The 12433-nt window shown below is 58.4% G+C and carries 7 protein-coding genes; 6 read left to right on the top strand and 1 reads right to left on the bottom strand.

Annotated features, from left to right (window positions below):
• The first annotated feature begins 168 nt into the window (after positions 1-168).
• The 3 genes from EL26_RS03805 (at position 169) to EL26_RS03795 (ending at position 3625) form a co-directional block, all read left to right on the top strand.
• Positions 169-1314: a tetratricopeptide repeat protein gene (locus tag EL26_RS03805; protein WP_038084643.1), complete on the top strand. Its 1146-nt coding sequence runs from the start codon at positions 169-171 to the stop codon at positions 1312-1314.
• 40 nt (positions 1315-1354) lie between these two features.
• Positions 1355-2293, top strand: coding sequence for a C39 family peptidase (locus EL26_RS03800; RefSeq protein ID WP_052035956.1), 939 nt, complete (start codon positions 1355-1357; stop codon positions 2291-2293).
• A 105-nt stretch (positions 2294-2398) separates the two neighbouring features.
• Positions 2399-3625, top strand: coding sequence for a DEAD/DEAH box helicase (locus tag EL26_RS03795; RefSeq protein ID WP_052035955.1), 1227 nt, complete (start codon positions 2399-2401; stop codon positions 3623-3625).
• A gap of 48 nt (positions 3626-3673) precedes the next feature.
• On the opposite strand, the gene EL26_RS03790 is transcribed toward EL26_RS03795, so the two are convergent.
• Complete coding sequence (locus EL26_RS03790; RefSeq protein WP_052035954.1) at positions 3674-5437, bottom strand: methyl-accepting chemotaxis protein; 1764 nt, start codon at positions 5435-5437, stop codon at positions 3674-3676.
• A gap of 207 nt (positions 5438-5644) precedes the next feature.
• On the opposite strand from EL26_RS03790, the gene EL26_RS03785 reads away from it, so the two are divergent.
• Genes EL26_RS03785 through EL26_RS03775 form a run of 3 tightly spaced genes read left to right on the top strand, consistent with a single transcriptional unit; the run spans position 5645 to position 12411 of the window.
• Positions 5645-7198, top strand: a complete 1554-nt coding sequence (locus EL26_RS03785) for a hypothetical protein (protein ID WP_152559167.1) — start codon at positions 5645-5647, stop codon at positions 7196-7198.
• The gene (locus EL26_RS03780) at positions 7191-7931 is read left to right on the top strand and encodes a DUF6063 family protein (protein WP_038084639.1); all 741 of its coding nucleotides are present in this window, start codon (positions 7191-7193) and stop codon (positions 7929-7931) included. Before EL26_RS03785 ends, EL26_RS03780 begins: the two co-directional genes overlap by 8 nt.
• Positions 7924-12411 carry a coiled-coil domain-containing protein gene (locus EL26_RS03775; protein ID WP_038084638.1) on the top strand — a complete coding sequence of 1496 codons (4488 nt, stop codon included), beginning with the start codon at positions 7924-7926 and terminating at the stop codon, positions 12409-12411. Before EL26_RS03780 ends, EL26_RS03775 begins: the two co-directional genes overlap by 8 nt.
• Positions 12412-12433 lie beyond the last annotated feature (22 nt).

The following is a 12433-nucleotide window of genomic DNA, read 5'->3' as shown; positions in this document are numbered from 1 at the left end:
CCCTATTTTATCTGTTTGTTTTTAAATGTAATGGCCTCTATCAGTAGTATACTCGATTATCAGAAAAAGGAAAGAGATTTTATAAATAATAGTATAGAAATCCTAAATAACTATTTTCGACATGGGATTTTTTCATAATGAACTAGTTCTGGAAAAGGGGTATAACAGATGATGAACTTACCTAAGGACTACGTCCGGCTGGAATCGGAGCAGGACAAACTGTTTTATGAAACGCCGCCGCTGCGGGCGGAGGGCTGGCCGGAGGGCGTCCGGATTTTTCTTGAGAAACTGCGGGAAGCGTCGGCAGCGTTTCGCTCCGTCGGCGGGTGGAGCGTGGAGGCGGAAGACTTGCGCCGCGCGGCCGACGTGCTGGCGGCAATCGCGCACGAGGTGTTTCAAGCTCCGTTGTCGCTCGACGATGAGGACGCGACGCACTTGGATGTGTTTTTGAACGCGCATGTGATTGCGGAAAACTTGCGGCCGCTGTTCGACGGGGCGCGGGTGCGGGAGGGGCTTGGCGATGCGGAGTATGAACGTTTTGCGAACCTCATCGCCGAGACGGACATACCGGCGGAAGAATCGCTGTATTATTTTCTGGGGGCGTATTGGGGCGAGTGGTTGGCGCGCCATCGCGGCGCCGTGTGGATGATGCACGCGCCGCTTCGCGTACTGCAGGCGTTTCCCGACATGATCACGTCGTTTGGCACCGTCTGCCTGCACCCCTTCTCGCAAGTGTTGAAAAAAATCGCCGACCCCGTCGCCGACAACCTCGCGTACAAAGCGGGTGTTTTTCACAATGAATACCTGCCGCCCTATCCGATGATCGCGTCGATGGCGGATCATCGCGAAGCCGCGCTGGCTTTGATGCCGCCGGAAGTGCGCACGGCGCAGGGGATGGTTCAACAGGGCGAGGTCGAAGCGGCGCTTCACTTGTTGCAGGAAGCCGCCGAGCGCGAACCGGGCAATTTGCTGCTGCTCGTGCAAGTGCAGCAGACGGCGTGGCAAGCGCAGGACTGGGAAGCGGTGCACAAAGCGCTGACGTCGCTGCTTCGCCAGCACCCGCATGCCCGCTCGTTCTACAATTTAGGCGTGTTCTACGCGCAGTTTGATCTGCTCGACGAAGCGGTCGAGTCGATGCGCCAAGCGATCTTGCTCAACCCGCAGTATGGACGAGCCAAAGTCACGATGTCGGCTCTGCTTGCGGAACAGGGCGAAGTGGAGCTGGCGCGGTCGATTTTGGAGGCTGTGCTCACAGAAGGTTACGATTCTTCGTTGCAAGAGGAAGCGCAGAAGTTGTTGTTGGAGTTACAATAGAAATCAGTGATACGCAACTCGAGAAAAGGAGTGGAACGCCGTGCGTGAAGACGAACCATCTAGAGACCCGCAGAAACCGAACCGCTTTCATTGGCTGGCACTTCCGCTCTTGGCCGCGATGATCGGCGGACTTTCGTGGAGCGTTTGGAATGATCATGTACAAGCTGAGGCGAAAACGCATGAGGCGGCAGGTGCGGCGGAGCAATCGAGCGGAGGACCAAGCCCGGAGTCGGCATCCGGTTCTGCCAAGGACCCGCAGACGGCAGACGGACATGCCAAGGATGCGCAAACGGCAGACGGCGATGCCAAAGACTCGCAAAAGGCGGCCTCTTCCGATGCGAAAGACTCGTCGGCTGTCTCGACTGCCGCGCAACCGACACGCCCGGCAAGCCGCGTCTTGAACGTGCCGGTCATCGCGCAGAACCCGGAGTTGTACAACGGCTGTGAAGTCACGTCGCTGACGATGCTGTTGCAATCGGCGGGTGTCTCCGTTGGAAAGAACGAGCTCGCCCGCAACGTGCGCAAAGACCCGACGCCGGAAGTGAAGGACGCAAACGGCCAGACGATTTCGTGGGGCGATCCGAACACCGGCTTCGTCGGCGACGTCACCGGCAGCGGCCGGGGGTATTCGGTCTACCACGGCCCGATCGCCGAAGAGCTGGGCCGCTACTTGCCGGGCCGCGCCGTCGATTTGACGGGGCACAGCTTTGACGACGTGCTGAACGCTGTCGGCAACGGCAAGCCGGTGATCGTCTGGACGACCGACACGTTCAGCCCGACGGACGACTGGGTGACCTGGAAGTCTCCCACCGGCACCGTGCGCGCCACGTTCAGCGAGCATTGCGTGCTGCTCGTCGGCTATGACGGCAACACCGTCACCGTCAACGACCCGCTCGACGGCACGCGCAAACAGGTCAACCTCGCCGCTTTCCAGCAGGCGTGGGTGCAGTTGGGCCAGCAAGCGGTCACCTACCAATAGCGAAAAGAGGCAGATCCCTTGCGGAACTCTGCCTTTTTTTGGCGTTTTGGGCGCGAGTGGGGTATGATAGCAGAGACAGACGTTTTTGGGTAAAGGAGCTATTTCATGACGACGAACACAACGAACTCGTTTCTTCCATACAACTTGCCGGAGTATCAATTGCAAGCGCTTGAGAAATTGGGCATCACGATCCCGACGCCGGTGCAAGCGGACGTGATTCCGCTGGTGCAAGAGGGCCGCGACGTGGTGGCGCAATCGCAAACCGGCTCGGGCAAGACGTTGGCGTTTCTCCTGCCGCAACTGCAGCGCATCGACACGACGAAGCGCGACGTGCAAGTGCTCGTGCTCGCACCGACCCGCGAGTTGACGGTGCAGATCGAATCGGCGATTCGCGAGGTGACGGAAGGCACGGAGATTCGCTCTCTGGCGCTGGTCGGCGGCGCGAACATCGACCGTCAGTTGGAGAAGTTGAAAGACAAGCCGCACATCATCGTCGGCACGCCGGGTCGCATCTTGGAGATTCAAAGCCGCAAGAAGCTCAAAGTCCATGAAGTGAAGTCGATCACCGTCGACGAAGTGGACCAGATGCTCGAACTTGGCAATATTGAGGACGTGAAAAAAATCGTCGGCAGCACCCTGCGCGACCGCCAACTGCTGTTCTTCTCCGCGACGATGAGTTCGGAAGCGAAGGACATCGCCAAGCGCTGGATGAACGACCCGGTCTTCATCGAAGCGAAAAAGGGCGAGCACATGGGCCGCATCGACCACGTGTGGTTCGGGACGGCGAAGCAGGACAAAGCGGACACGCTGCGCCGCTTGGTGCGGGCGTATGACGTCAACCGCGCCATCGTCTTCGTCAATGAGGGCGACCGCGTGTGGTGGCTGGTGCGCGAACTGAACGAGATGGGGCTGACGGCGGAGGGCATGCACGGCGATGCCGCCAAGATTCAGCGGGAGAAAGCGATGAACGGATTCCGCGACGGCAAGTTCCAACTGCTCGTCACGACGGACCTCGGCGCGCGCGGGCTCGATGTGGAAGGCGTGACGCACGTGTTTCATTTCGATCCGGCGACCGATGCGGAGCATTACGTCCACCGTGCGGGACGCACGGGACGGGGGACGCAATCCGGGTTGTCGGTGAACATCGTGGCGCCGGAGGAGAAGTTCATCATGCGCAAGTTTGAGAACGCGCTGGGGATCAAGATCTTCTCCAAAGGCTTGGAGCAAGGCAAGATCGTCAACCGCCGCCCCGGCCAACCGCGCCGCCCGGCTCCCGCTGCTTCGGGAAAACCGGCGAAGAAAAACGGCAAGTCCAAAGGGAAGAAGAAGTAAAAAAGAAACGCCGCCCGCGGGTCACAGTTCACGCGGGGCGGCGTTTTTTTACATCTCAAAGCGGCTGAGCACGTGTTGGAGTTCTTGGGCGGTAGTATTGAGGCGTTCGCTGAGATGGTAGAGCTCGTCCATCGCTTTCATCTGCTCTTCGACCGTGACCGCGCACGACTGCGTGCGGGACGCGGTGAGGTGCGCGATGTCCGCCGATTCTTGGGAGGAGGAAGCAACCTGCTCCGTCGTGGCGGTCATCTGCTCCGCCGCCGACGTGATTTCCCGAATCTGACCGGCGACGAGGTGCGACTTGGTGAGAATCCGCTGGAACGCTTCTCCCGCGAGGTCGACGGCGACGATGCCGGAGTGCACTTCTTGGATCACGTCGTCCATCGTCTGGACAGTGTCTTCCGTGTCTTCCTGCATCCGCTCGATCAACTCTTCAATCTGATGCGCGGAATGCTGCGATTGCTCCGCCAACTTGCGCACTTCTTCGGCGACGACGGCAAACCCTCTGCCGTGCTCCCCCGCCCTTGCAGCTTCAATCGAGGCGTTGAGCGCCAGCATGTTCGTCTGCTGCGCCAGTTTCGTGATCACCGAAACGATATGCCCGATCGCTGACGAGTGCTGCCCGAGCCGACGGACTTTGTCGGCGGAGCGGTCGGTGACCGACGAGATCGAGTGCATCTGCTTCACGGCGCGCTGGATCGATTCGTGCCCGCTGTCCGCTTCCTCCGCCGTCTCGACGGCCGCTTGCGTGACGACGACGGTGTTCTCCGCGATGCTCTGAATGCCGCGCCCCATCTCCTCCATCGAGAGGAAGATCTGATCGGCGCTCGCCGCTTGCACATCGGCCCCCGACGCCAACTGTTCCAGTTCGCCCGCCACTTGCGTCGTGGATTCTTGCATGCTTTCCGCGTGCTCCGTCATCTGGCGGGAGGAAACGCTGACTTGCTCGGACGTGTGCGTGACTTGCTCGATCAAGAGGCGCAGGTTTTTGACCATGTCGTGCAGCGAGTTTCCCAGCTTGCCGACTTCATCGTTGGCGAGTTTCGGCTGTTCAGATGCGCGGAGATCGCCTTGCGCCGCTTTCTCCATGACGGTGAGCGCACGGCGCAGCGAGGAGCGGATGTTCACGAGGAACAGCGCCATGAAGACCGAGGCGAGCACGAGAGCGACGGCAATCGTGAGGAGGATCGTCTGCACGGCGTTTTTTTCCGAGGTGTCTTTGGCGGCGACGGCGGTGGAGGCGACCGAATCGAGCAACTGCTTCATCTCCCCCAGAGAAGTCAGCGACGCTTGGAACGTGTAGTCCACTTCGTCGATCTTGGCGATGATTTCGGAGCGGGTGGAGACCGATTGTTTGGAGAGTTTGTCGATCATCGAGCTCGACACTTGCACCCACGTGGAGAAATTGCTGTCATAGTCGTCGAGGTTCTGGAAGATCGTCCGCTGGGTCTTGGGGTGTTTGAACCGCTCCCAGTCGGGTTTGTCGCTCTCAGCGAGTTTGCGGGCGCTTTCGACTTTCTGGCGCGCGGCGGACGCGTGTTCTTGGACGGCGGTTTGCAACTGTCCAAAGCGCGGATTGTCCGGCTCGGTGTTCAAGATCGAATGTTCGGCGAGCAGCGCGTCGTACATGTCGCCTTGCGCCTGCGAGATCAAATCGAGCGTCCCGTAGTCGTGCACGTACAGCACGTCGGTCAAGTCGTGGGAGATGCTGTCCAAGTTGCGCAGCGAGATCCACGACGTGAGCCCGAGCGCCAGCAGCGGAATCAGCAAGAGACAGAGCAACTTCGACACCAGCGGAAGCCTGCGAATCATGAGTTTCACCTCTTTGGTGTATTGTGTTAGTTATTCTTAATTCCGATAGTTTGTTGTTTCATTGATTATACCCGAATGTGAAGTTGTTATCAATGTTTAACTTGATGGTTCGATATTTTTACTTTCTATAAGTTACTACTGACTTTTTGGCGAGAAAAAGAGTAGAATCAGGGGATGAAGAGTTGTGCGTGAATGGAGGTTTTGTACGTGCGCGACGCATTGGCCGGGTTTCGAGACCGGATGAAAAATATCGCGGCTTTTTGGCCGCTGTTTCGCCTGCGCGAACTGCGCAAGTACCAGGAGTTTGACTTGATGGCGCTGGGCCTCGGCGTGCTTCTGTTGATTTTGGAGCACATGCTGATCGGGCGCGTGGAGTGCGACCATGCGGACGTGGCTCGTTTTTTGCGGGAAGGAATTCGCGAAGTGTACGGGCAGGAGATCACGGAGGAGGAAAGCCGCGACTTGGCGTCCTACATGCTCGCTCAACTGCGCAACGACGGGCGGGCGTTTGAGTTTGTCTACCGCAACATCGAGACGCGCGAAGAAGAGAAGCACGTGTTTCACTTGATCGAGAACGGGACGTACCACGTCGCTTCCGGTCAGATTCGCTTCAAACTCTCCGACGCGGGGCTTGATTTGCTGTTCAAGACGCGGGAGATGTATAAGGAACTGCGGATTTCGATCTCGCAGATGCTGTTGCGCCAACAGATTGAGAAGGGTGTCTTCGAAGACGCGCTGCGCACGGTGGAAACGCTCGGCCTCGACGTGCGGCAGTTGCGCGAGGAGATCGAGCGGATGAAGATGGGGATCAAGCGCGACGTGTCGCAGTTCTCGCTGACGAAGTACGAAGCGATGCTCTCGCTGATCAAGGAGCAGTTTGACAAGGAACGGCAGATGTTCGAGGAGTTGAACAACTTGATTCGCGAGACGCGGGACAACTTCGAGCGCAAGCAGAGCGGCGAGCGCGAAGAGATGGCGATCAACCGCCTCGTCGAAGTGTCGCAGCGCCTGAACCAAGTGCAAAACTTGCACAACAAGCTGCTCGTCGACAAACTCGACCTGCAGGAGTTGGTGCTCGAATCGCTGGAAGAGGGCATCGTCTCCGGATTCCGCTCCAAAGTCAACTTCGAGCGCGAGTTTCTCGACCCGCTGATGCAAAACCATGTCTCGCTTGAGAACGTGCGCCGCTTGATCGAGCCCTTGATGAGCTTGAACATCCGCAAGCGCTTCAACGTGCACAAAGCGTTCGCCCCCCAACCGGTGCAGAAGATCGTCGAGGAAAAAACATCCGATGCGCCCGACGTCCCCACCGACGAATGGCAACCCGTCGTGGAAGACCCCAAAGTCAAATTAAAAAACATCCGCGACGCCCGCTACCGGGACTATCTGCGGATGATCTTCGAGCCGCTGATGTTCGACCAATCGCTGAGCCTGCATGACATTCTGGGCGCGTTGGACGCGGAGAAGCTCTACGACGTGGTCAACGCCCGCGACTTCTACCCGTTCCTCGTGCAGTTGCACCAGATGAGCCCGATCAACTTCCGGCTGGATTCGGAGACGCGGGCGAAGATTCTCGATTCGGACGAGACCAATCTGCCGTATCTGCTCGTCCAGTTGTTGAACGAAGAGCCGGAGTTTGAAGTGCTCGGGACGGTGCTGGTCGAAGTCGAGCAACAGGGCGAACGCCACTTGCGCCTCGCCGACGAAGAGACGTGGACGGTGTCGAACTTCCGCTTCTATAAGGAGGGTTTGTATGTATAGCAAAGAGAGCGTGGAACGCGCGATCCAGCTTTTTATCTTGCTCTTGGAAAAAGGCGAGACCGACGAGAAAGACCGCGACTTGGTGTTTGCGTACAAGGAAGACCCGGTCGCCCAAGAAATCGTCTCGCAGATGATCGAGAAGCAAGCCGGAATCAAAATTCTGCACGTCGGCGACAAGCTCTATGTCACGCCGGCGCTTGACAATAAAGTGTTTGGCTATTCCAATGAAGAGCTGCGCGTCAAGATGGGCCTGCGCAACGACAACGTCTCGATGGGCTTGAAGCTCTACCTCGCGTACTTCATCATCTTGGCGACGCTCGCGATGTTCTACAACTCGGACGACTTGAACACGAAAGTCCGCCAGTACGTCCCGATCGAAGAGCTGGAGCAGTACGTCACGGAAAAACTCCACATGCTCGGCACCGGCGACTACGGGCAGTACCTCTCCGCCGAGTACGAGTTCAATTTTTCCCAAGTGGCGGAGTACTGGCACTCGATGCCCGCGTATGACGAGACGCTGACCAACCAGCGAATGGGGCACAAATCCCGGGTGAGCTACCTCCTCAAAGTGTGGGGGTTCTTGGAGGAGGAAGGCCTTGCCAAAGTCGCGGTCGATTCGGAGATTCACCCGACCGACAAGCTCGACCACATGGTGCGCAAGTATTACGCCCACCAAAAGCGCAAGGACGAACTGCTCGCCCTGATCCAGCAAAAGGAGATCTTCTATGCCTAGCATCAACCGAATCCGACTGGTCAACATCCAATATGACAAGGGCGGCAAGCAGTACGCCGATGAACTTTTTAAACTGCACGGCAAAAACACCCTCATCAACCTCGCTAACGGCGGCGGCAAGACCCTCTGGCTGCAATTGGTCATGCAAACCCAGCTCCCCGGCGGCAACATGGGGTCGCGCCGCATGGTCGACTTGCTCGCACACGAGCGCTACACCGGGCACATCCTCGTCGAATGGAAACTCGACTCGGCGGGCGGCGAGCGTGAGTTTTTGCTGACGGGCTTTTGCTTTACGAAAGCGGCGGACGAAGAGGGGGAGCTGAAGTATTTCACCTACGCCCATCCGTACCGCATCGGCGACGAGCTCTCGATTGCCAAAATGCCGCTGGTCGCCGACGGGAAAGTGATCGGCTACGGCGATTATTACAATTTCTTGCGCAAGGAGTCGGGCGTGCAGACGTTCTCGCAACACGACCGCCGCAAGTACATCCAACACCTCGCGCAGTACCACATCTATGAAAAAGAGTGGCTGTCGATCCGCACGACCAACGGTTCCGAGGGCGGGATGGACGGCTTCTTCGCCCGGTCGAAAACGGAGCAGTCGCTGTTGGAAAACTTGCTGATCCCGACGGTGGACCAGGCGCTGTTTCAAGATGACAACGAAGCGCAGGACTTGGCGAATTCGTTTCTGAAGTACAAAGACAAGCTGCTTAGAATTCCGCAGATTGAGAAGAATCTGGAGGAGTTCCAAGAGATTGAGTCTGCCGGACGCTCTGTGGTGGACAAAGTCGCGGCGTACTCCGACGCGCAGAAAGTCCGCACGACGCTGGAAGGCCAACTGGTGTTTGTGAAGAGCCGTTTGCAAGAGATGGTCGGCGAGCGCGAGGAAGAAGCGGCGGCGCTGACGGAAGTGGTGCAAGCGCTCAAGGAGCAGATTCGCGAAGAAGAGTTTAAGCAAGCGTCTCTGGACGTGAACGCGCTGCAAGCGGAGTACCGAGCCGCCGAGCGCAAGTTGGGAGATCTCGCCGTGCGTCTGCAAGAGTTGGAAGAGCAGGAAACGACGGCGGAGAAAAACGTCCGCCTGCACCGGGCAATCCCGAAATTCCTCCAGATCAAAGAGCTGGAAAAACGCCTCGCCCGCGACCGTGAAACGTTGGCGGGTCTCGACATGCAGAACGAAGATTTGCTGCTGGAAGCGGCGTCGTATCGCGGGCAGTTTTTGACGCTGTGGCAAGAGAAGCTCGATTCGCTGCAAGCGGAGTTGAAAGCGAAGCAAGCGGAGCGCGAATCGTGGAAGCAAGCGGAAGCGGACGCGGAGAAGGAACACGACCGCATCGCCGGGCTTTTGAATGAGTTGAGCAAGTCGGGCGGGGAGCTTGAGAACTGGTTCAAGCAGTTTGAGAAGCAAAAAGCGGCTGTGCGAGACGCTCTGGGCGACGAAATCGCCGAAGCGCCGGCGGCGGAACGGGATCAGCTGAAATGGCAGGAACTCGAAGGCAACAAAGTCGTCCGCGAGACGGAAGCGCAAGTGGAAGCGTGGGACGCGGAGATTGAGAGCGCCCAGAAGCAGATCGAGAGCGAGCGCGAGGAATTGCGCAAAGCGGTGCGCGATCAAGACAAGCTGGAAGGCAAGATCGAGCTGTTTGAAGCGGAGCGCTCGAAGTTGGCGGCGCGTCTGGAGTTGGTCGACCTCGCGCGGGAAGACTTGCACGCGTCGCGGGCCGACTTGGAGTTGAAGCTGACGGAGAAGCGGGAAGCGTATGCGTCGGAGTACAACAAGTTGGCGGCGAAGAAGGGCGCGTTGGAAGAGAAAAAAGCGCTGCTGAGCAACGCGGATTATTACGTGCCGTCGCAAGAGCTGCTGCGCTTCCAAAGCGTGCTCTCCGACTGGGGCATCGAAGCCCTGCTCGGCTCGCAATGGCTCCAAGCCCAAGACCCGACCGCCCGCGAACATCATGTTCGCAGCAACCCGATGCTCCCGTACGCGCTCCTGCTTACAGAAGCAGACATGCGCAAACTCAGAGATCCCCGTCTGGACTGGGAAGGGGTATATCTCGAAAGTCTCATCCCGCTTCTGATGATCCCTGAGGGATCGAAGTCGATCTCATCGAATGGGAATCATGAGCAAGAAATGATCCCGCAGGGAGAGGTATCCTCCCGAGGGGATCGTGCCGAAGGCACAGGGGCCCTCGTGTCCCTCGGCACCGACACCGCCTACGTCTCCCTGCACGGCGGCTACTCTCCGTTCCTCTCGCAGGAAGCGCTGGACCGCCGCCGCACCGCTCTGGAAACGGAGATGGCGTCCCTCTTTGAAACGATGGACGTCGTCGAAAAGTCCCGCCGCCACATCGAGGGCGTCGCCGACGACCTGCTTCGTTTCTTCGAGACGTATAAGAAAAACCCGATGCCGGACTGGCAAACCAAACGCGACGCCCTGCACCGCAAAATCACCGACAAAAACACAACGATCGAAACCCTGACCACCCGCGTCACCGACTTGCGCACGCAAATCACCGACGCGAAAAAAACGGTCAAGGACACCCAAGAAACTCTCGCGTCTCTGCGCGACAAACTCCGCGTCCTCGACCTCCTCGCCAACTTGGCAGGCGAACTCCCGGACCGCGAAGCATCCCGCAAAACCCAGCAAGAGCAGGAAGCGATGCTCCAAGCGGACCTCAAGGAGCAATCCCGCATCCGCCACGACGCCCGCGACCAAGAAAACCGCTTGATCCCGGCCGTCTACGCGCTGGAAACGGAAGAAGCCTCTCTGCAAAAAGCCCGCGAGCAATACCTCGGCCGCGACGCCGACACGCCCGCGCCGCTCCCGCCGGAAGAGGGTCTGACGTACGACGCCGTCTGCGGCAAACTCGAATCGCTCGACGGCCTGCTCGCCCAGAAATCGGTCGGCCGCGACGAACTGCTGCGCCTGATCCAAAACCACGAAGAGTCGATCAAGCTCAATCAAGCTTACATCGACGAACAAGAGATCACTCCTAACGAACTGGCGGCGCACACCACGCTGCCCCCGGCGTCCGAACTGACCTTCTGGGAAACCAAACTCAAGGAATCCCGCGCCGAGCAAAAAGACTTGGAAACCGAACGCACCGACCTCCAAGCCGACCAGAAAAAAATCGAAGGCAAGATCGAAACCGAAGAGAAAAAAGTCAAAAAAGACTTCGACCGCGCCCCGCACCTCTTCGACGAAACCGCCGATCTCGCCGCCCTGCGCGACTCGTTGAAACAACTGCTCTCCGACCTCTGGAACCAGCGCAAAATCAACGAGCAAGCGCTCGACGAAATCCAAACCAACCGCGAAGAAGCCAAATCCCTTTTGCAAAAAACGGAAACGCTCCTCTCCGCCTATTCCATCGAGCGCGACCCGCTCGATCTTGCGGAAGACCGCGCGGCAAAGCTTGAATCCGAGCCGACCGCCATCGTCAACGAACTCGACAAAGGGCTGCAGCGCACCTCCAAGCAAACGGAGGAACGCCGCCGCGAGATGGAGGACGAATTCTTCCGCTTCGAGCGCTCGATCGACAAGTACGAATCCAAGATCGTGCAGAAGTTCATCCGCTCCGTCATCGACTCCAAAGCGGAGGGCGACATGGCGGACATCGAACAGGTACGCCCCGTGTTTGAGAAATGCTTCGAGATGATGAAGCTCTACGTCGAGAAAGCGCACCTCGAACGCCAAGAGTTGGAGGAAGCCAAGGTTGAACTCGTCCACCGCTGCCTCCAACACGCCGAGCGCGTCTATGACAACTTGAAGTCGATCGCCCAATACACCAAGATCGACTACCGCGGCAAGAAAGTCCAAGCGATCGACATCCAGCTCAAAGACAAGTGGGAGCCGGGCGTCGGCCTCAAACTGATGTCGCAATACCTCCACGCGCTGACGGAAGAACTGCAACAGAAGTCCGCCAAGGGCGAGGACGAAGACGATATCGAGAAGTGGTTGACCGTCAAGCTTTCGTCGAAACACCTGCTCAACGTCGTCGCTCCGATCTCCGAAGCGCGGATCAAAGTGTTCAAACCGCAGCAGGTGCCGGGCGAGAAAGTCCGCTACGACCACTGGTCGGAGATCATGAAATGGTCGGGCGGCGAGCAGTACACCGGATGCTTTGCGATGTTCATCGCGGTGCTTTCGTACTTGCGCGCCAAGATGTCCGGCCTCGACAACGCCTCGAAAGTCCTGCTCGCCGACAACCCGTTCGGCGTCGTTTCGTCGCCGCATCTCTTGCAGGTCATCTTCCAACTGGCGCGGGTCAACCGCGTGCAGATGATCTGCCTGTCCGACCACAACAAGCAGTCGATCTACGACCTGTTTGAAGTGGTCTACTCGCTGAAACTGGTCGCCGCGATGGGCCGCTCCGTCATCCAATCGAGCGAGCGCCGCCCGGAGAGCGTCATGGAAGCGGGCTTCTACGAAATCGACTTCGACCAAGAGCTGGAAACCGAACAGAAAACGCTCCTCTTATAAGAGCAACGGGGGTGCAGGGGGA

The sequence above is a fragment of the Tumebacillus flagellatus genome (assembly GCF_000714935.1).
In the GTDB taxonomy this organism is placed as follows: Bacteria; Bacillota; Bacilli; order Tumebacillales; family Tumebacillaceae; genus Tumebacillus; species Tumebacillus flagellatus.
This window is presented reverse-complemented; position numbering and strand designations above follow the sequence as displayed.